Annotated in this window: 14 protein-coding genes; 6 read left to right on the forward strand and 8 right to left on the reverse strand. The window is 32.4% G+C overall.

Annotated features, from left to right (window positions below):
* Nucleotides 1-12 precede the first annotated feature (12 nt).
* The 6 genes from nagB to N1F78_RS02715 all read left to right on the forward strand — a co-directional run bounded on the left by nagB (nucleotide 13) and on the right by N1F78_RS02715 (nucleotide 8,930).
* Complete coding sequence (nagB, locus tag N1F78_RS02690) at nucleotides 13-1,959, forward strand: glucosamine-6-phosphate deaminase (RefSeq protein ID WP_406684652.1); 1,947 nt, start codon at nucleotides 13-15, stop codon at nucleotides 1,957-1,959.
* A 5-nt stretch (nucleotides 1,960-1,964) separates the two neighbouring features.
* Entirely contained in the window at nucleotides 1,965-2,390 is a 426-nt protein-coding gene (locus N1F78_RS02695) for a hypothetical protein (protein WP_406684653.1), read from the forward strand.
* 95 nt (nucleotides 2,391-2,485) lie between these two features.
* Complete coding sequence (locus N1F78_RS02700; protein WP_406684654.1) at nucleotides 2,486-4,462, forward strand: beta-N-acetylhexosaminidase; 1,977 nt, start codon at nucleotides 2,486-2,488, stop codon at nucleotides 4,460-4,462.
* Nucleotides 4,462-5,313, forward strand: coding sequence for an N-acetylglucosamine kinase (locus tag N1F78_RS02705; RefSeq protein ID WP_406684655.1), 852 nt, complete (start codon nucleotides 4,462-4,464; stop codon nucleotides 5,311-5,313). The genes N1F78_RS02700 and N1F78_RS02705 overlap by 1 nt, the downstream gene beginning before the upstream one ends.
* A complete protein-coding gene (locus N1F78_RS02710; RefSeq protein ID WP_406684656.1) occupies nucleotides 5,300-8,605 on the forward strand; it encodes a VCBS repeat-containing protein in 3,306 nt (1,101 codons plus the stop codon). The genes N1F78_RS02705 and N1F78_RS02710 overlap by 14 nt, the downstream gene beginning before the upstream one ends.
* The gene (locus tag N1F78_RS02715) at nucleotides 8,589-8,930 is read left to right on the forward strand and encodes a hypothetical protein (RefSeq protein WP_406684657.1); all 342 of its coding nucleotides are present in this window, start codon (nucleotides 8,589-8,591) and stop codon (nucleotides 8,928-8,930) included. Before N1F78_RS02710 ends, N1F78_RS02715 begins: the two co-directional genes overlap by 17 nt.
* A 77-nt stretch (nucleotides 8,931-9,007) precedes the next feature.
* Here N1F78_RS02715 and N1F78_RS02720 read toward each other — a convergent pair whose 3' ends face one another.
* The 8 genes from N1F78_RS02720 to N1F78_RS02755 all read right to left on the reverse strand — a co-directional run bounded on the left by N1F78_RS02720 (nucleotide 9,008) and on the right by N1F78_RS02755 (nucleotide 21,409).
* On the reverse strand, nucleotides 9,008-9,772 hold the full coding sequence (locus N1F78_RS02720) for an SDR family NAD(P)-dependent oxidoreductase (protein ID WP_406684658.1): 765 nt from the start codon (nucleotides 9,770-9,772) through the stop codon (nucleotides 9,008-9,010).
* A gap of 39 nt (nucleotides 9,773-9,811) precedes the next feature.
* The gene (locus N1F78_RS02725; protein WP_406684659.1) at nucleotides 9,812-11,098 is read right to left on the reverse strand and encodes an MFS transporter; all 1,287 of its coding nucleotides are present in this window, start codon (nucleotides 11,096-11,098) and stop codon (nucleotides 9,812-9,814) included.
* A gap of 106 nt (nucleotides 11,099-11,204) precedes the next feature.
* Nucleotides 11,205-11,915 (reverse strand): FadR/GntR family transcriptional regulator, encoded by a 711-nt coding sequence (locus N1F78_RS02730; protein WP_406684660.1) that lies wholly within the window; start codon nucleotides 11,913-11,915, stop codon nucleotides 11,205-11,207.
* A gap of 255 nt (nucleotides 11,916-12,170) precedes the next feature.
* The gene (locus N1F78_RS02735) at nucleotides 12,171-13,091 is read right to left on the reverse strand and encodes a polysaccharide lyase family 7 protein (RefSeq protein ID WP_406684661.1); all 921 of its coding nucleotides are present in this window, start codon (nucleotides 13,089-13,091) and stop codon (nucleotides 12,171-12,173) included.
* Between the two features lie 95 nt (nucleotides 13,092-13,186).
* A complete protein-coding gene (locus tag N1F78_RS02740) occupies nucleotides 13,187-15,316 on the reverse strand; it encodes a PKD domain-containing protein (protein ID WP_406684662.1) in 2,130 nt (709 codons plus the stop codon).
* A 21-nt stretch (nucleotides 15,317-15,337) separates the two neighbouring features.
* A complete protein-coding gene (locus N1F78_RS02745) occupies nucleotides 15,338-16,540 on the reverse strand; it encodes a hypothetical protein (RefSeq protein WP_406684663.1) in 1,203 nt (400 codons plus the stop codon).
* Between the two features lie 15 nt (nucleotides 16,541-16,555).
* Nucleotides 16,556-18,157 carry a RagB/SusD family nutrient uptake outer membrane protein gene (locus N1F78_RS02750; protein WP_406684664.1) on the reverse strand — a complete coding sequence of 534 codons (1,602 nt, stop codon included), beginning with the start codon at nucleotides 18,155-18,157 and terminating at the stop codon, nucleotides 16,556-16,558.
* Between the two features lie 6 nt (nucleotides 18,158-18,163).
* Nucleotides 18,164-21,409 carry a SusC/RagA family TonB-linked outer membrane protein gene (locus N1F78_RS02755; protein ID WP_406684665.1) on the reverse strand — a complete coding sequence of 1,082 codons (3,246 nt, stop codon included), beginning with the start codon at nucleotides 21,407-21,409 and terminating at the stop codon, nucleotides 18,164-18,166.
* Nucleotides 21,410-21,683: the final 274 nt, after the last annotated feature.

Genomic DNA, 21,683 nt, shown 5'->3' on the forward strand with positions numbered 1-21,683 from the left:
CTTTAACAAAAATTGTTAACCAGAAAAGATAAAACTGTGAAAATTGCAAATCACAAAAACATAGCTTACACTGAAGCAGGAACTTTTGAAGAAACGCGCTTTGAAAAAATACATAATGTAATTTTCAAAGACTCAAAAGAGCCCTCTATTTTAGTGGCTCAAGAGATTGCTGACCTTATAAAAGAAAAAGCTGCTAAAAATCAACCTTGCGTATTAGGTTTAGCAACGGGGTCTTCTCCAATAAAAGTATATGAGGAATTGGTTAGAATGCATAAAGAAGAAGGCCTAAGCTTCTCAAATGTAGTATCCTTCAACCTTGATGAATACTACCCAATGGACAAGAGTAACATTCAAAGTTACTTCTATTTCATGCATGAACACCTTTTTAATCATGTAGATATTTTACCTGAAAATATTAACATTCCAGATGGTAAAATTAATCCTGAAGACTTATATCAATACTGTATTGATTATGAAATGAAAATTAAATCGGTTGGAGGTTTAGATTTTCAACTTTTAGGTATTGGTAGAACAGGACATATTGGTTTTAATGAGCCTGGTTCTCACTTGAATTCAAGGACAAGAAATATTACACTTGATCACATAACTAGAGTTGATGCTGCACCTGCTTTTTTAGGTATAGATAATGTTCCACGAAAAGCCATTACCATGGGTATTGGAACTGTTATGAGTGCTAAACGAATTGTGCTTTTGGCTTGGGGAGCTAACAAAGGAGAAATAGTTAAAGAAACTATTGAAGGTAATATAACTGCGGAAGTTCCGGCAACATATTTACAAAATCATAATAACACCACTTTCATTTTAGATGAAGGGGCAGCTTCTGAGCTTACAAGAGTAAAAACGCCCTGGTTAGTTACGGCATGTGTATGGAATGAACCATTAAAATTAAAAGCTGTTGTATGGCTTTCTGAACTTTCAGGTAAATCTATTTTAAAGCTTACAGATACAGATTACAATAATAACGGGATGTCTGGTCTATTAACTGAAGAAGGAACTGCTTATGATTTGAACATAAAAATGTTTAACAAAATGCAGCAAACCATTACGGGTTGGCCAGGAGGTAAACCCGATGCTGATGATTCTAATCGTCCAGAACGTGCTACACCTGTAAAGAAACGTATTATAATTTTTAGCCCACACCCAGACGATGACGTCATCTCAATGGGTGGTACTTTTGATAGATTGGTAGAACAAGGTCATGATGTACATATTGCCTACCAAACTTCAGGTAATATTGCTGTTTCTGATGAAGAAGCACTAAAGTTTGCTGAAATTACACAATCGTTATGTCCAGATTGTGATGAAACTCAGAGTATCATCAACTTTTTAAAAATAAAGACTGATAATGATATTGATTCTGCAGAAGTTCGAAAACTCAAAGGGTTAATAAGAAGAAGTGAATCATTAGCAGCAACAAGATATTTAGATTTAAAGGATGAAAATGTTCACTTTTTAGATTTGCCATTTTATGAAACGGGCACTATAAAAAAGAATAATATAGGCGTTGATGATGTTGCTATTATGAAAGCTCTAATTGATAAAGTAAAACCACATCAAATTTATGCCGCTGGAGATTTAGCCGATCCCCATGGAACACATAAAGTGTGTCTAGATGCACTATTCATGGCTATTGAGGATTTAAAACATATAGATTATATGAAGGATTGTTGGGTGTGGTTATATCGTGGTGCATGGCATGAATGGGAATCATACCAAATAGAAATGGCGGTTCCTATGAGCCCAGATCAAGTACTTAAAAAGAGACACGCCATTTTCTACCATCAATCACAAAAAGATGGTGTAATGTTTCAAGGTGGAGACTCTAGAGAATTCTGGGTACGCGCAGAAGACAGAAATAGGTTAACAGCCAAAAAATACCATGATTTAGGGTTAGCAGATTATGCCGCAATTGAAGCTTTTAAACGTTATCATTTTTAGAACTTATGAAATTATCTATTGCTCTCATAAGTATAATTCTATTTTTAGGTTGCACAGAAAAACAACCTTCTAACACTATGCTGGGTACTTGGAAATTGGTCTATGCCGAAACTTTTGAAAATGATTCTTTAAAAATTAAGGACCTCACAAAAACTGAATTTATAAAGATAATTAGCAATAGTCATTTTGCTTTTTTTAATCAACAGAAGGAATCTAGTGAAAATTTTTATAGTGGTGCAGGCACTTATACTTTAAGTGGAGAAAACTACATTGAAACTTTAAGTTATACTTCTGTTTCCAATATAAAGAATCACGTGTTTCCTTTTAAAATTAAATTTAAAGAAGATACCTTAATTCAATCTGGAATTGAAGAAGTAAAAGATGCAAATATTCATCGAAAAATAATTGAAAAGTACATTAAAATAAACTGATAAAACACTTTATCAACCATCCATAAGCCATGAAAAAAATCATATTATTCATTCTATTATTTAACTGCTATAGCAGTACTATAACGGCGCAAAATATGCTACAGGAAAATTATGATTTGATGCCTTGGCCAAAAGAAATCACAGAAAAACCTGCTAAGTTTTTAGTTAATAGCGACGTTACGATCTCAATTAATGCCGAAGACAAAAAGCATAGAGTTCGTAATGCCGCCGTTAGTTTTTTAAGAAGACTGAGCAATAGAACTGGAGTATTCTTAAAAGAAGGATTCCCTGTATTTAATAAAGAAGGAAGTATTATAATATCTTTTGACAATGTAGCCCAATTAAATGTAAACAATAATGAATCTTATACTTTAGAGGTAAATGATTCATCTATTATAATTAAAGCAAAAACAGATGTTGGCGCCATAAGGGGATTAGCTACACTACTGCAATTAACCAAAAACGATACAACTGATTATTATTTTCCTGGTATTTATATAGATGATACCCCTAGGTTTGTATGGCGCGGATTAATGATAGATGTATCAAGACATTTTCAACCTATAAATGTTTTAAAACGAAATTTAGATGCTATGGCATCTGTTAAAATGAACGTATTTCATTGGCATTTAACAGATGACCAAGGGTTTAGAATAGAATCTAAAATATACCCTAAATTGCAAGAATACGCTTCAGACGGACAATATTACACCCACGAACAAATAAAAGATGTAGTTGCATATGCCAATAATTTGGGAATTAGGGTTATCCCTGAGATTGACGTACCTGGGCATGCTTCTGCCCTATTAACTGCTTATCCTGAATTAGGCAGCAAAAAAAGCTTCTCGTATGCCATAGAACGAAATGCTGGTGTATTTGACCCTACGCTAGACCCTACTAATGAAAAAACATACGAGTTTCTCAAAAATCTTTTTACCGAAATAGCGCCTTTATTCCCTGACGATTATTTCCATATTGGCGGCGATGAAAATGAAGGTAAACATTGGAACGAAAACGAAACAATTCAAGCTTTTAAAATAGAACATGGATTAGAAACAAACCATGATTTACAAACCTACTTCAATATTAGGCTTGAAAAAATATTAAATAAACTTGGTAAAAAACTAATGGGTTGGGATGAAATATTAACCCCAAGTACTCCAACTACATCAGTTATTCATTCTTGGCGAGGCGAACATGAAGGTTTGGAACAAAGCACTCTTATAGAAGCTGCACAAAAAGGTTATCAAGCGGTTTTATCGGCAGGATATTATATAGATAGAATGTTACCTATAGAACACCATTATACCGTTGACCCAATAGCAGATGCTGTACTTTCAAAAGAAGAACGAAAAAGAATACTGGGAGCTGAAGCCACAATGTGGAGTGAACTAGTAACACCTACAACCATTGACTCTAGAATTTGGCCTAGAACTGCTGCTATAGCAGAAAGGTTTTGGTCTCCTAAAGACATTAAAGATGTTGGATTTATGAAAAAACGTCTGAAAAAAGTATCGTTTAACCTTGAAGAATTAGGTCTTACTCATATTAAAAATAGAGATGTTATTTTAAGAAATATGACTAACAATCAAGATATCTCGTCATTAATAACCCTATCTAAAATTTGCGAACCACTTAAGGTATATGAACGTAATAAAGATGGTATAGAATACAAATCCTATTCACCATTTGTGTTATTTGCTGATGCTTGTGTGGTAGATGCTGAAGATGCCGAAATATTTAATGATTTAACTTCCAAATTTATTGATCAACCCAAAAAGGTATTTGATGTGTTATATTATCTAAAACTATGGGCCAACAACCATAATACGTTTTCAATGGTTGATAAAAACCCTAAACTAAATCCACTTAAGGATTTATCTAAAAGCTTATCGAGTGCATCTCAAATACTTTTTAATTCTCTAGAATCTCAAGCCTTAAGCACAACAGATTTAAACAATCTTAAAAATTCTTTAGTTATTTTAGAGCAACCTCATGTTGATATAGAAGTAGTAATAACCAAATCATTGCGATTACTTACTAAATATTGTGAAACAAATTATTTGAAATAATGATATTAATTGCAGATAGCGGCTCAACAAAGTGTGACTGGATTCTTTATAACAATGATAGGGCAAACCCTGTAAAAATTAGAACCAAAGGATTAAACCCCGCTATCTTATCTAAAAAACAATTAAAAAACACCATAACTAAGAACGAAGATCTTTTTAACCATAAAGATTTGGTTACTTCCGTTCATTTCTTTGGCGCTGGATGTGGCACCAAAAAGAATCAACAAAAGGTCAATAATATACTTACTAAATTCTTTAAAAATGCTCAGACCTCAACTCAGGAAGATATTATGGCGGCCGTTTATGCTACAACTTCAACTCCAGCTGTAGTTTGCATTTTGGGAACTGGATCAAATTGTTGTTATTTTGATGGAAAGACTACGCATTTAAAATCACCCGCATTAGGTTATATTTTAATGGATGAAGGTAGTGGCAACTACTTTGGTAAGGAATTGCTTAAAATCTATTATTATAATCAAATGCCAGAAGTGTTAAGAATAACTTTTGAAAACGATTATAACTTAAAAGAAAAAGAAGTTATTAAACAATTGTACAAATCGTCTACGCCCAATAGGTACTTAGCTGAATTTGCTCGTTTTATGTTTGAACATGAATCACACCCTTTTATAAAACGTATGATTACTGATGGCATGGATAAATTCATAGATAATAATATCATGCAGTATGCCGATGAATTGAAAACAGCCCCACTTCATTTTGTTGGTTCTATAGCATATTTTGCTCAAAGTCATATACAAAATGCCTTAAACAAAAAAGGATTAAAAGCTTCTCATTTTATTAGAAGACCTATAGATAACATTATTAGCAATATTGTTAATGAACCTGTTTAAGCAAGCATATAAAATCCTATTAATAGTACCAATATTCCAATTAGTACTACTTACCTCTTGCTCTAAAGAAAAAACGAAACTAATCCCATCAACTCTTTTCAGTTTAGTTGACAATAACCAAACTAACATCCATTTTACAAATTCTGTAAAAGAGAACCTTTATTTCAACTTTATTAACTATTCCTATATCTACAATGGCGCTGGAATTGCTGTTGGTGATATTAATAATGATGGGCTAGAAGATTTATATTTCACCTCAAACCAAAACTCAAACAAACTTTATTTAAATAAAGGTGATTTTAAATTTGACGATATTACGGAAACTGCGGGAGTTTCAGATAAAGAAGGGTGGACCACAGGTACAACCATGATAGACATAAATAATGATGGGTGGCTAGATATTTATGTTTGCAAATCTGGTTCATTAAAAAGTCATGAACAAAGAGAAAATAAATTATTCATTAACCAAAAAAACAATACGTTTAAAGAATCGGCGGAATCCTACGGTTTAAATCACTTTGGTTTTTCTGTTCAAGCCTATTTTCTTGATTTTGATAATGATGATGATTTAGATATGTATCTAGTCAATCATCGAGCAGATTTTAGAAATAACACCACCATAGACCCTGTATTTCAACAAACAAAAGAGCCTTATCATTCTGATCAGCTTTTCAGAAATGATGGTAATAAATTCATTAATATAACCAAAGAAGCTGGTGTTGAAAACAAAGCCTGGGGGTTAAGTGCATCAATAGGTGATTTCAACAATGATAACCTACTAGACATCTATGTTGCCAACGATTTTTTAGAACCTGATTTTTTATATATAAATCAAGGTAATGGAACTTTTAAAGATGAAATCTTACAAAGATTTAAACACATTTCCACCAATAGTATGGGCTCTGATTATGCCGATATTAACAATGATTTGCTTCCAGATTTAATAGTATTAGATATGATGGCCGAAGATCATATTAGAAGTAAAGAAAATATGGCAACTATGAGTACCCAAAATTTCAATGCTATTGTAGATGCCGGTTATCATCATCAATATATGTCTAACATGTTACAACTAAATAATGGTAATGGTGTTTTTAGTGAAATAGGACAACTTAGTGGCATAGCAAAAACCGATTGGAGTTGGGCTCCTTTAATTGCAGACTTTAATAATGATGGATTTAATGATTTATTAGTAACCAATGGTATTGAACATGATTTATCTAATCAGGACTTTAGAAATCAAATGAAAACTAACATCCGAAACAGAAAAAAAGTTTCCCTAGAAGAAGCTATTGGAATGATGCCGTCAAATAAACTTAGCAACTATATCTTCAAAAATAATTCTGATTTAACATTTAGTAATACCACCATTGATTGGGGTTTAAATCAAAATATAAACTCTACAGGTGCTATATATTCTGATTTAGACAATGATGGAGACTTAGATATTGTTTTAAATAATCAATCAGACAAAGCACATATTTATAAAAACAACTCCAATAACAATCATATTACACTATCACTAAAGGGTCATCAAAAAAACAAAAATGGTATTGGAACTAAAGTCACCATTTATGCCGATGATTTACAACAAACTAAAACACAATTTGTCTCCAGAGGGTATCAATCTTCAGTAACTAATAAGCTACATTTTGGACTAAGAAACATTTCTAAAATTGACAGTGTCATTATCAATTGGCCAGATGGAAATTCTCAAGTAATAAAGAATCCTAAGGTCAATAATTTTATTGATGCGCACTACAAAAATTCCAAAATTGGAAGTCAAAACACAAAACCTATTAAGACTTTATTTGAAAATATAGACCCTGAAACTATTGGCGTAGATTTCGTTCAAAAAGAAAATGAGTTTGATGATTACAAGCTTCAACTATTATTACCGCAAAAGCAATCAGAAAACAGTAAACCATTAGCTGTTGGAGATATTAACAATGATGGCCTAGAAGATTTCTTTGTTGGAAATGCTAAAGATGCAAAAGCATCATTATATGTTCAAATGACTGATGGTACATTTAATGAAACTAACAAAGATTTGTTCCGCTTAGAAAAAGTATTTGAAGATACCGATGCTACTTTCATTGATATTGATAATGACAATGATTTAGACCTGATTGTTACTTCGGGTGGTTATGAATTTGAAGAAAAAAGCCCCTTACTTCAAGATAGATTATACATTAACAACGGAACTGGGTTATTTAGAAAATCAAACCTTTTATCCAAAGATTTTAGCAACACGCAATGCATAACTGTTTCTGATTATGATAACGATGGAGACAAAGATGTATTTCTAGGTGGTGGTGTAATTCATGGTAAGTACCCGCTTTCTTATCAATCTAAATTACTAGAAAATCAAAACGGAATCTTAGTTGATGTTACCAATAAAAAACTAAAGGATATATCCAGTTTGAGAATGGTAAATGACGCTATTTTTTCAGATTATGATAATGATGGTGATAAAGATTTAATTGTTGTTGGAGAATGGATGCCAATAACCATATTAGAAAACAGAAAAGGTAAATTCCATAAACAAGAAATTAAATTCTTAGAAAACACCAGTGGTTGGTATCAATGCATTACAGCTTTTGATTATAACAATGATGGAAACGAAGATTATATAATTGGTAATTGGGGAAATAACAACAAATTTCATCCAAGTGTAAATAAACCATTACATGTATATGCAGACTACTTAGACGGTAACAAAACCTTTGATGTTGTACTTAGTAAAGTTTCGAAAACAGGAGACTTATTACCTGTAAGAGGAAAAGAATGCTCTTCACAACAAACCCCGTTTATTAATGAAAAACTTAACACTTACAATGCTTTTGCCAATGCTACATTACCAGATATTTATGGTAAAAACAAATTAAATAATGCTACACATTATACAGTTAAAAATTTCAACTCTATAATCTTGAAAAACAATGACACTAAGAACTTTGAATCTATTAACCTGCCAACTGAAGCGCAATTCTCGCCAACACTTTCAACAGAAGTTATTGACGTAAATAACGATGGAGTTTTAGATCTTTTTGGTGTTGGCAATATAAATCATGCAGAAGTTGAAACTATTCGTTATGACGCTTCTATGGGTTATACGTTATTAGGAAATAATACTAATCTCTCTTTTTTAAATGACAGGGGTTACTTAAATAAAAATGAGGCTAAAACAATAAAAAGAATAGTTATTAATAAAATCCCTCATTTAATTATTCTTAATAAGAATAATGGATTAAAAATTTTAAAATTAACACTTTATGATCTCAAACAATAATTCTGTTGAAAGTTATGATAACATGATAATTTCATTTAGTAAACCCTTTCATTTATTAATTAGACAAAAATCGTTTTCAGATATATTTGCCTATAGAAAATTTTTAAATTGGGTTAGCGGAGAATTTGATTTAAACTTACAAGATAAATCAGATAATCTTAAGATTTTCTTTCCTAATAAAAGATTATCCATATCTAAATTAGAGAGACAAAATAATTGTATTATTTCTGAAATAAAGATTGAAGCGATATCTATTCCTAATGGTATGATATTACTAAGCTCAATAGAATCAATATATTTAAACCTTATAAAAAATTTGCAATAACAGAATTAAATAAATTATACCAATAAAAAAACCTCCGACATATATCGGAGGTTTTTTTAACATCTAAGCTCTATTAATTAGATTCCTAAACCTTGTCCTCCACCAACTTGGATAGTTTCAGCAGTTAAGAAAGCTGCGTCATCACTTACCAGGAATGAAATAACAGAAGCAACTTCTTCAGGTTGCCCTAATCTTCCTAATAAAATATTGTTTTTCCAAGAAGCAAAAACTTCAGGTTTTGTAGACTTTATTTGTTTGTGGAAATCTGTATCAACTGTACCAGGAGATACAGCATTTACTCTAATACCATATTCTGCAAGATCTTTAGCCAAAGCTCTTGTAATTGCATGAACAGCTGCTTTAGATGTTCCATAAACACCTGCACCAGGTCCACCTGCATTCCAACCAGCAATTGATGTATAATTTATAATTGATGGGTTCTCTCCTTTTTTAAGGAAAGGAATAGCTGCTCTTGAAGCAAAAAATGTTGAATCTAGGTTTAAAGCCATTACAAATCTGTAAAATTCAGTAGTCATGTCTTCAAATCTAGACCTTCCTCCTAATCCACCAGCATTGTTAACTAGCACATCAATTCTACCATATTTTTCTCCAATTTTATTAATATTTGAAGTTACTTCTTCATCTTTAGTAACGTCAAAACCATAATATTCAGCTGGAATTCCTAAAGCGGTTAATTCCTCAACTCTTTTAGCCCCAGCATCATCTTCAATACCATTTAAAATTACTGTATATCCATCTTCTCCAAGTCTTTTTGCTACTTGAAAACCAATACCTCCAGTTGCACCTGTAATAACAGCTACCTTTCCATTTGAATTACTCATATTCTTTAATTTTAGTTTTTCTTGTTTTATTATATTAATTTATTCTACTGATTTTATATTTTTCGCAAAGTAATATATCGCCCCAACACCTAACGGTACAAATACTGCTATGGCCACAAAAATTGGAGTATAAGAGAAATTCTCAACTACTATAGGAACCAAAAAGTTCATTACAATTACTGAAAACACTCCTATCATTCCTCCAAGACCAGCTAATGACCCAACAGATTTTCCACTGAAAAAATCACTTGGAAGTGTTTGCACATTACTAATAGCAAATTGAAAACCGAAAAGCACTACAAAAACAATTGCTACAAATTTCTCTGCTGTATTTCCCATTAGTACAGTGGCAATTAAACCTAGTAACATGATAATACCACCAATGAAAATAGTAGTTTTTCTACCTTTATCAATTGAATTTGTTTTAGCAATAATTTTTCCAGAAACATATCCACCTGCAATACTGCCTATAGCAGCACCAACATAAGGTACCCATAAGAACATACCAACTTCTTTAACATTAAACCCGTATACATCAAATAGGTAAATTGGCATCCAACCCACAAATAGCCACCAAATTGGTTCTAAAAAGAATCTTCCGATAACAACTGACCAAGACTCTTTAAAAGAAAGTATCTGTTTTAAGCTTTTACCCTTAGTTTCTTCTGTGGCATTTTGATCTGCTTCACTTTGCCCTTCTAAGATAAATTTTTGCTCTTCTTCTGTAATCCAAGGGTGTTTTTTTGGTCCTGCTTTATTAATTAATAACCAAGGAATAACCCATAAAATTCCGAAAGAACCAATTACCATAAAAGTAACTCTCCAACCAAACGCAACAAATAATGCTGCTATCAATGGTGGTGCTATTACCGAACCAATAGAAGCTCCTGCATTAAATAACCCTTGAGCAATAGCTCGTTCTTTAATTGGAAACCATTCGGCATTACTTTTTACAGCTCCTGGCCAGTTACCAGCCTCAGATATCCCTAATGTACTTCTAAAAAACGCAATTGAGAAAAGTCCTCTTACCGTAGAATGCATAAAAGAAGATAATCCCCAAACACCTATACTAATTACATAACCTATTCGGGTTCCTACCTTATCAAAAAGTTTACCAGAAAATAATTGTCCTAGTGCATAGAAGACCATAAAGATGTTTAATATTAATGCGTAGTCATCCTTGGTTAATTGAAGAGAGTGTGCTATAGTTCCTTCCTTATCTATTCCTCCCCACATAATTCCTAACGCACTTCTATCAATGTAATTTATAACTGTGGCCAAAAAAATTAACCCAATTATTACCCATCTTAATCCTTTAATTTTCATATGATTAGTTTTTAGTTTTAGTATTGGCTTTTAGCGATATTTATCGCATATATTATTCTAATAAAAAGATAAAATATGTTATGTAATTAAACCCTCTTTATTATTATTATTTATTTTCATCACTATAGCAATATTGGTATAAGGCCTTGAAATGAATTTTCATTTTTTCCTTTGCTAAAGTTGGATCTTGTTTTTTTATAGCTTCATAAATATCTTTATGCTCTTGAATACCAATAAAAGCCTGATTTTCATCACAAACATGATATTTTTCAAAATTAGTTAAGATCTCAGGTGTAATTGTTAACATTAAAGTATTCATTGTTCTGTTTCCACTGGCCTTAGCTATTGCCAAGTGAAACAATAAATCTTCTTGAACTGCATCCTCATTATTAACAACCTTATCTCTATAAGCATCTAAGGTTGCTTTCATATGCTCTAAATCCTTTTCTGTTCTACGAGTAGCTGCTAAACTTGCTGTTTTTAATTCTAAAAGAATTCTAGTTTCAACTAACGATTTAAAATCAGGCTGATCTAATCGTATAATATCCTCTATCATCCCATTTAAAGCAGTAACACCAATATTAGCAACAAAAGTTCCACTTTGCGGAATTGATTTTAAAAGTCCAAAAAATTCTAATTTTTGAATCGCATCACGAACATTACTTCGAGTTACTTCAAACTTTTCAGCTAACATTCGTTCAGAAGGAAGCTTATCTCCAGGCTCAAGATTTTTAAAATTTATCAAATCCCTTATTTTACCAATCAGTAAATTTTCTACTTCTTGATTATCCTTAACCGAAATTGCTTCTAACTTCATAAATATATTCTAATTTAAATAGGACAATAACATAATAATAAAACAATATGTTATTCAAACACCTAATATTTAAAGCCTTAATACTTCATTTTAAAATTGGTGAACCAATTTGACCCTGCCAAATGTAGTAAAAAATGTTTAAACATTTTTTAGTTTATTTTTTTAATCCCTCAAGGTTTTTATAAGTTGCAAATATCTTACAAAACTTGAACTTTTTTTTAAATATTATCATTAAAAATATTAGTAAATAACATTTTAATGACTTACTTCTAATTCATAAAATCTAACCTTTGAAAAAGCACCTTTATCTCTGGTTTGAAAATAATTTCCAGCTTTAAAGTAATTCTCAAAAACACCCCATCTTTTCATATGAATACTATCATAAACCTTGTATTCATTACCATTTAAAATTATTACCATTTTACCGTCAGAGACCTGAACTTCCAAAGTAAATTTTCTAAACCCTACTTCTTGTTCAAAATTGAATCCTTCATCATTATCCCAAGCATCTTCATGAAGTATTTCGGTATCAGAGGCATTTAAATTCTTTAGAACTTTAGTCTTGATACGAATCTTTCCTTTATCCCAATATATTTTTAATATTGGAGGAGCATTATTATCATCTTCACCTATTAAATCGCGCTGTTCATTCGTTAACCGACCATGAATCTGCATGATAATTGTTCTATGATATTTACCATCAGAATCCTTTGTGGCCTGCTCCATCTGAATCTTTCCTTTCAACTTACCTCCTTGAGCAAAAGTCCAGTTTACATTATTGTTTCCTGGTTCCATCTGTTCTCTAAGCTCAGACCTAGTATATTTAGTGTTTCTGGTCTTTGACTCCGTAGGCATTGCATGAAATACAATAGCTCCAAGGGTTGAATCTATATACATGTAAGGCTTAGCCACTTCAATATTTGGGAAATCAAAAATTTCAGGTGGTTCAATTTCTATTGGTTTACCTTTATCATTGGCTACTGGTAATGTTACTTTCCAATGAGACAAATCAATTTCAGGCAGCCTTACTTTCTTTTTTTTCTTCTTTTTTTTCTTCTTCTCTGTTTTCTCAGTATCCGAAGTTTTGTCTTGATCAGATTGAGCACTAACCAGATTATTGTTTAGCACCAATAGAACCAAAAGAAAATTTAGCAAGGTTATTTTTAATTTTTTCATCTTATTATATTTTATTGATTATTGGATCTACAAAACACAGACCCAATAATCAATTTCAACAATTATACCAGATTACTTTTTGTATAAAGCACTAATTAAAATCCTGGTGTAAGTATATCTATATTATCAATAAATACTTCATTACTACTATCTACAGCATTTAATGCTCTAACATAAATTACTGCAATATTTGATGTTGCTACAAATGTAAATGTGCTAGTAGTAAATGTATCATTGGTATCTGAAGATTTAGTAGCATTAAAATCATTTGTGATATTAAAATATGCATCTGAGTTTTCTTCAATACCTACCTCTGTAGTTATTTCATTATTTAGAATAAATACTTCTGTATTAATACCTTCAGCTTCAGAACGTGTATCTATAGTGAAAGTATATTGAACACCTGGTTCAACAGCAACTACTTGGTAAAGCCTACGGCAATTATTACTTAATTTCACTCCTCGTCCTCCACCAGCATTTGGACCAAATTTATTACCATCACTTGTAGATCCTGGTTGTTCATTTGTACAATATGTAGCATCTATGTAAGCATTTAAATCAGTATTATTCCAAATTGCTCTATAAGGGCTATCTATTGTTCCTAATACATCATCAACAACAGTACTGTTAGGTGTCATATCCCAAGCATCTGCATTATCACCAGTATTAGAAGTGTGATCATTACATTGGCCATTCAAAACTTCAGCAGCAAAAGTTGCATCAACTCCCGTTGGCTCCCCATTTTCATCAAATCCAGGAGTAAGAATATTTATATTATCAATAAATACTTCATTACTACTGTCAACAGCATTTAGCGCTCTAACATAAATTACTGCAATATTTGAAGAAGCTTGAAATGTAAATGTACTAGTTGTAAAGGTGTCATTAGTACTTGAAGATTTAGAACTATTAAAATCATTTGTTATGTTATAATAGGCATCTGCACTACTTTCAATACCAACTTCTGTAGTTATTTCATTGTTCAAAATGAATACCTCTGTATTAACACCTTCAGCTTCAGAACGCGTATCAATTGTGAACGTATATTTAACACCTGGTTCAACTGCTACTACTTGGTAAAGTCTACGACAATTGTTACTTAATTTCACTCCTCGTCCGCCACCAGCAAGTGGCCCAAATTTATTACCATCACTTGTAGATCCTGGTTGTTCATTTGTACAATATGTAGCATCTATGTAAGCATTTAAATCAGAATTATACCAAATTGCTCTATAAGGACTATCTATAGTTCCTAAATCATCATCAACAACAGTACTATTAGGTGTCATATCCCAGGCATCAGCATTATCACCTGTATTAGATGTATGATCATTACATTGGCCATTTAATACTTTAGCGGCAAAAGTTGCTTCAATTCCACCTACAGGAACTGTCTTAGTTATACTTCTAGATACCCCGGCTTCATTAGTAGTAGTTAAGGTTACTTCATAAGTGCCTTCGCCAGGAAATGCATGTACTGGATTCTGCTCAGTAGAAGTACTTCCATCACCAAAATCCCAACTATGCGATACCGCTAAAATTGATTCATCAGAAAACACCGCCGTAAATCCGGAAACAACAAAAGAGAAATCAGGAATTGTAGATAACACTAATCCTTCAATGTTTTTAGAAACTGAAATTTGAACGCCCAAATAAGTAGTTGCTGTAAGCGTTGCTACAAAAGTTTCAGCCGACTTATATGTATATATTGGACTAAAATTTGGATCATCTTCTGTATCCTCAGCAGCCCACTCTACACTCTCTCCATCTCCAAAACTCCAAACTAAACTACTAATTCCTGAACTTAAATTTTCAAAAGTTACTTCAGAATCTACTGTAGTAAAGTTGAAATCAAGAAAAATAGGTGCTACATCAGATGAATCTTCGGCTACTAAACCGTCAGAACTGGTTGTAGTTAAAGTAACAGTATATAATCCTCCTTCAGTATACGTGTAATTTGGATTTGCTTCTGTTGATGTATTTCCATCTCCAAAATCCCATAAATAAGATTCAGCATCTGTTGAATAGCTTCTAAACACAAATGACATTGTATCATCTGCACTTGTACTTGTTGTAAAAAGTGTATTAGGCTGAATATTATTCACATTCCCAGTTGGAGGAATAAACTCCTCATAACCCGTATCATAACATGATATAAGCCCTAAAAACATAACCAATAGCGCTAAAACACTTCTATTGAATTTTTTAATTAATTTATAAATCATAATATTAAAATTTAGACTTTATTATTGTTTTACCGAGATATCAAAAGCATCTAATCTACTTTCAACTCCTGAATTTGTAGCAAAAATTATTACACTTTCGTGCTCTCCTGAATCAAAGGTAATAGCATGCTTTTTAAACACATTATCAACTCTCCCAACATTATTATCTAATCTTGAAGCAATAATATTCGCTTCTAATTGTGCCTCTGCATAACTAGATGTGTTTGGAGTTAATATAGATACTTTCATGTCTCCAAAAGCATTTTCTTCAAATGCACTAAAATAAGTTATTACATAGGTTGCCCCTGGTGTAACCTCTATTTCCTGATATGCAACCCTAGCACCATCAGCTGGAAATTTAGCTGCTTGAACACCATCCGGTAAGTTAGGTGCATCCACGGGATTTGTATCTGTATTAATCTGTATTACCGTAGTTCCTCCTGAAAGAGGACTCCAAGCTGCATTACTGGGTACTCTCCAGGAATCTCTACCATCTCCTGTTCCATCAAACAAACTATTGTCCTCAAAACTCGGTTCAGAAATTTCTGGAACGGGAATTGTTGGTATTGCTTGATTAACAGTAAGTGTCTTTTCAGTAGTATCAGTTTTACCAAGATTATCTGTAACAGTTAAACTAACAGTATAATCACCTGGACCAGGAAAAGAAAATATTAATTCTTGATCTTGCAATGTAGCAGATTCTAATGCTGTTATTTGTGCCTCTAAGGCAGCAACATTTTGCAATGTTTCATCTGAAAGCGCATCCTCCGCAGCTTGTAATTGAATTTCTAAAGCAGCAATTTCCGCTTCAAAAACAGCTACTTTAGCTGGGTCCGCTTCACAAGGGATTTTAAATTCTAATTTTGCAATTTCTTGCTCTAAAGCCACAACCGCAGCTAATTCTGCATCAATAGATTGCTCTAAAACCGGTAATTGTGGATTGATTAATGCAACTCCATCAGATGGAGAAATTGCCCATTGGTACTGCGTTCCATTTACAGCCAAATTTGAACCAGCTTGAAAAGAAAAATCATAATTAGCCCATAGCTCAACATCATTACAATCAAATTCTGAAGAAGTGACATCAGATACACTATAAAATGGTGTTGGTCCGGTAAAATCAGGCAAATCACCTACATCAGCTAAATCATCACTGACACAAGAAGCTATAGATACAAAAGTACCTAGAACTATATATTTTATATTAAACAAATATTTTTTCATAATTATGCGATTTTTTTAGTATCCGTTATTTTGTTGGTAAAAATTAGGTAAGTTGTCAATCTCTCTTTGAGGAAAAGGAAGGTATTTCTTCTCTGGAGTATAAAACAAATCATTCTGATTTGAGAATTCTGACAACACATTATCAGCCTCTCCAAACCTAATTAAATCATACAAACGTTGATTTTCATATACAAACTCTAACCTTCTCTCTTCTAACAACTCTGCTCTAGTTAAATTAGCTATTTCCTCTAATCCAGCTCTAGCTCTTACTTGGTTAAAAGCACCCACAGCTCTTGTATCCGTTGTACTATCTGCCCCTGCCAAAATAGCCTCGGCATATAAAAGCAATACATCAGCATATCTCAAAACAATCCAATCATTATCTCCTATTTCTCCATCTGTAGGGAATTTTGTATTAAATACATCTACTGTATTATCCGAAAGAAAAGAACCATACTCAATTGGGTTTAAAGAAGCATAAAAACGTACCGGTTGTAATTCCGGTGTCATAAATTGTAAGAAATCAAGAGATGCCAAATTCACACCATTTGAAGGCCCCTGTAAAGTCATTGCAAAACTATGTGACTCTGAATCAGTTTCTACTTGATCATCTAAACCACTATCACTAGTAACATAATTATCACTACTAACTAAATCATATGCAATTGAAAAAATCACTTCATCATTAATTTCTAGTGCTGAACTATTTGACCAAGAACCATCTAGCACGCCGTCAGAGTACCCATCAGAAATATCATTTCCAAAAACGTGACCGAAATCTATAACCAAGTTTGCATAATACTCCTGATCTGTCAATAAATCTTCAGTAGGATTAAGTGGGTTCGCATTAAACTCAAACTGTTCTGCATTGTCTCTTTCTGTAAAAATTAAATTATAATCATAAGAAGAGTTATTTTCAACAACCGACGCCAATAAAAGTTCTGCTTCAGCATAATTTGGATTAGGTTGACTTAAATAAGCCTTGGCAGCTAAACATATTGCAGCTCCTTCAGTCGGACGGTATCTATTTTGTTCAACGCCATTTAAATATGCTATTGATGTTTTAAAATCATCAATAATTTTCTCATAAACAGTAGCTTCAGCTAACTGTGGATAATCTAAAGCATCATCAGTTGTAATATCCAAAACTTTATCGATATAAGGAACGTTTTGATATGCTCTCACCAAATTAAAATGGCATAACGCTCTCATAAAATAAGCTTCTCCAACAGTATATTGATGACTTTCTGGAGCTAAAAACCTATTATCTATAATTGTATTAGCATGCTTAATTGTATGCATATTATTAGAATAGTAAGTAGCAACATCTCCGTTATTCGGATCTACATTATAAGCATTTATAGCAGGAAAATTTCCATTCTCTGAATTTGCTCTAACATTATCAGATCTTAACTCTGTTAACAAAAACTCATTTGCTGGAATTTTCTGGTAAGCATCTAAAACACCATTAGCCAATAATTCAAACCCATTGTTTGTTTGTAGTAACTCTTCTATAGACAGTGCTGTAGGATTACTTAGATCTAGCTCTTCTTCACAACTTACAAACAAAGCCATAAAAGAAAAACAAACTATTATATTTTTATATATTTTTTTCATAACTAATTAAAATTGAAGGTTAATCCCTGCTGAAATTGTTCGAACTACCGGACCGTCTCCTCTTTGGTAACCTGCCGTTAATGGGGTATTAGCATTGTTTGATGTTTGACCAGCAGCCTCTGGGTTGAAGCCTTCATAACCATCTGCTGTAAAGAAAAGTAAATTTTCACCGGTTATATAAAATCTTAATCTATCAATATTATGCTTTGATGTAAAAGATTCAGGAAGGGTATAACCTAAAGTTATATTTCTTAATGTTACAAAAGAAGCATCTTGAATATGATCATCTGTAAACCTTCTATGAACCGTTAAGTCTCTGTCAGGAAAACTAGCAACCTCATTTACTGCCGATTCACTGGCATAATATAACTGATCTAAATCTGCAACCCTAACTTCAGCTCCATGAGATCCTTGCCACTGGAATGAAAAATCAAAATCATTAAATTTGAAATCAGAATTAAAACCCCAAGTAAAATCTGGATATGGACTTCCTAATTCCGTTCTATCTTCATCATCAATAATCCCATCATTATTTAAGTCTTTCACGTATACATCAGCATAATCATTATTAAACCTATTAAATGGATTATCTACCCATTCTAGAGGAATTTCTCTATCATATACCCATCCGTAAAAAGATGTTATTGGTTGTCCTACTCTAGCAATAAATTCAGTAGGTCTTGTATCTTGATCAATTCGTGAAATAATTTGCTCATTACTACCTAAACTAACAACTTCATTTCTGTTTAATGCAAAATTACCAGATACAAGCCAGCTAAAGTTTTCACCAGTTACAAGTCTTGAACTCAAATCTAATTCTACACCTTCATTTTTAACTTCACCTATATTCTGAAGCCAATTGTCAGCCCCGTACGAAGCAGCAATAGGTGCAAATAAAATTAAATCGTCTGTAGTTTTTATATAGTAATCTACTCCTAAGGTAAAAAGGTTTCTACCAAATGTAATATCCATTCCTGGGTTAAATTCTACTACCCTTTCCCAACCCAAATCTTGGTTAGCCAAAGTTAAACCTTTAACTCCTGTTTCACCATTATAACCTATGGTACCAAAAGTTTCTTCGAATCTATAGAGAGACTCAAAAATATTATTAGAAATTTCATTAGAACCAGACACACCATAACTTGCTCTTAGTTTTAAGAAAGTAACAACATCACTTGATGATAAGAAATTTTCACTTGAAACAATCCAACCAACAGAAGCGGATGGAAAGAAACCATATCTGGTATTTGCTCCAAATCTAGTACTTCCATCAGTACGAGCTGATAACTGTAATAAATACTTTTCATCATAATTATAATCTAACCTACCAAAATATGAAACCAATTTATCTGTTCCGTTATCGGTATAAGTGGTACCACCATCTGCAAGAGCAATGTTATTATTAAAATCATCTGTGTACCCTACAGCTTCAGACTCTTGTCTATAAAAATCTCTCTGTGTAAACTCAAAACCTAAAATAGAATTAAAATTATGTTTACCTAAATTGGTATTATATTTTAATATCGATTCAAAAGCATATTGATTTAATTCATCTCTTCTTTCTAAACGATAAGACTCTTGATCTCTATTCTCCTGACCATATAAAAAGTCAGCTTCATTAGTTTTGTTGTGTCTAAATACCCCAGAAATAGTTTGTCTAAAATTAAGCCCCTTTGCTAATTTAATATCTATGTAAGATGACGCATTTAAACTTAATTTCTTCTTTGTTCTAGATCTTTCTAAGTAGTGAACTAAAGGATGAACATTTTTTGTAGTAGATAATGTTAAACCTCCAGAAGTTAAACCACTAGCTATTGGCAAACCTGTACTTGGATCTCTTAGTATATCTCTTGGATTGTTAGGGTCAACTGTAAAAGTATGATCAAATGCCCTTGAAAAGCCATAACTTCCTTCACCTAAATTTTCAAATAATTTACCCGCATCAGTACTTGTACCTATATCAGTAGAAAATGGAGTTACATAATCTAAATGATCTTCATTTAAATATAATGGAATATGACCATATTGTCTTATTGGGTCCGTAAACCTAGCTGGCAACCTATCTTGATCATTATAATTAACACGTAAATTCACACCGTACTTAATCTTTTGGTTTTTTGATTTACTATCAACTTTTATCCTAGCATTATACTTTTTAAAATTATCAACCAAAGCAATTCCCTCATCTTCAAGATAGCCTAAAGACGCCGAATAACTTGTTAATTCAGTACCTCCTCTAGCTGCTAAAGAGTGACTTTTTACAAGCCCTCCAATAAAAATCTCATCTTGCAAATTTTTCCAACCATCACCCAAGGATGCAATAAAATCCATAGCCTCAAGTTCTGCATAAGCCACATTATAATCTCCTCTTCCATCAAACCCAACAATTCTATCATAATTAGGACTATCAATTGAAATAGCATCTACTTGACTTTGCAACCCATCTAACCTAGCTCTTTCCTGTGCTATTGAAGTATTAAAATTATCATTATTGTTTGCAAATTTATACCCTGTAAATGTATTATATGAGAACCTTGTTTTTCCCATCACACCCTTTTTAAGAGTAACTAAGATTACACCATTAGCTCCACGAGAACCATAAATTGCAACAGATGACGCATCCTTTAAAACACTTATAGACTCAATATTATTATTATCGATTGAAGCCAAGATATCTGCATCATTACCTAACACTACGCCATCAACAACAATTAATGGTGCTGATGAACCGGTAATTGAACCCGGACCTCTTAAGGTTATTTTAGGATCTCCACCTGCCTCTGATGCAACAGTTTGAATTCTTAAACCCGCAACTTTACCTCTAAGGGCATCTTCTACACGAGAAACTGCAACATCTTGAATATCCTTAGCAGATACCTTAGTTAAAGCACTAGTAACGTTTTTCTGTTTTTGATCACCATAAGCCACAACTACTATTTCATCAAGTTGAGCTAAATCTTCAGCTAGAGACACATCCACAGTTGTTTGATCTCCAACAATAATTGATTGAGAAACAAATCCAACATAAGAATACTGGATAACATCTCCTTTTTCAACCTCAATTTGGTAACCACCATCAAAATCTGTAGTTGTACCTTTTGTGGTATTTAATACAATTACATTTACACCAGGAATAGGAACATTATCAGTACCAGATACAACAGTACCCTTGACAGTAATTCCACCCTGTGCAATCATTACAGCATTAAAAAACAATACTGCAATCAGAGTTAATTTAATTTTAAAATTCATTTGCTTTTTAGTTAAAATTGTTAGCTTTTTCACTAATTATTCGGTTATTTACTAATAAATAGAGTGCCCAAATATTTTTATTAATTATTAAGGAATTTATTTATTTATCAGTAATAAGTAATTCATCTATTAACCTCCACCGAAGACAAGAAGTAAAGATTTAAAAAGATAGTGAAACTCATACTACCCTTTATTTTTTCATAAAGAATATTTTTTTTGAAGTGTTATACAATTAGTTTAGTTATTCAAGCGGACCAAATTGACCAACCAGTTT

This window comes from Seonamhaeicola sp. MEBiC01930 (genome assembly GCF_045277075.1).
GTDB lineage: Bacteria > Bacteroidota > Bacteroidia > Flavobacteriales > Flavobacteriaceae > Seonamhaeicola.

What these genes read in the sequence shown, in the direction of transcription:
- N1F78_RS02725 (WP_406684659.1), bottom strand. Translation starts at nt 11,098, where the DNA reads ATGAAAATTAAAGGATTAAGATGGGTAATAATTGGGTTAATTTTTTTG.
- N1F78_RS02720 (WP_406684658.1), bottom strand. Translation starts at nt 9,772, where the DNA reads ATGAGTAATTCAAATGGAAAGGTAGCTGTTATTACAGGTGCAACTGGA.
- N1F78_RS02700 (WP_406684654.1), top strand. Translation starts at nt 2,486, where the DNA reads ATGCTACAGGAAAATTATGATTTGATGCCTTGGCCAAAAGAAATCACA.
- N1F78_RS02695 (WP_406684653.1), top strand. Translation starts at nt 1,965, where the DNA reads ATGAAATTATCTATTGCTCTCATAAGTATAATTCTATTTTTAGGTTGC.
- N1F78_RS02745 (WP_406684663.1), bottom strand. Translation starts at nt 16,540, where the DNA reads ATGAAAAAATATTTGTTTAATATAAAATATATAGTTCTAGGTACTTTT.
- N1F78_RS02730 (WP_406684660.1), bottom strand. Translation starts at nt 11,915, where the DNA reads ATGAAGTTAGAAGCAATTTCGGTTAAGGATAATCAAGAAGTAGAAAAT.
- N1F78_RS02755 (WP_406684665.1), bottom strand. Translation starts at nt 21,409, where the DNA reads ATGAATTTTAAAATTAAATTAACTCTGATTGCAGTATTGTTTTTTAAT.
- N1F78_RS02750 (WP_406684664.1), bottom strand. Translation starts at nt 18,157, where the DNA reads ATGAAAAAAATATATAAAAATATAATAGTTTGTTTTTCTTTTATGGCT.
- N1F78_RS02715 (WP_406684657.1), top strand. Translation starts at nt 8,589, where the DNA reads ATGATCTCAAACAATAATTCTGTTGAAAGTTATGATAACATGATAATT.
- N1F78_RS02735 (WP_406684661.1), bottom strand. Translation starts at nt 13,091, where the DNA reads ATGAAAAAATTAAAAATAACCTTGCTAAATTTTCTTTTGGTTCTATTG.
- N1F78_RS02740 (WP_406684662.1), bottom strand. Translation starts at nt 15,316, where the DNA reads ATGATTTATAAATTAATTAAAAAATTCAATAGAAGTGTTTTAGCGCTA.
- N1F78_RS02710 (WP_406684656.1), top strand. Translation starts at nt 5,300, where the DNA reads ATGAACCTGTTTAAGCAAGCATATAAAATCCTATTAATAGTACCAATA.
- N1F78_RS02705 (WP_406684655.1), top strand. Translation starts at nt 4,462, where the DNA reads ATGATATTAATTGCAGATAGCGGCTCAACAAAGTGTGACTGGATTCTT.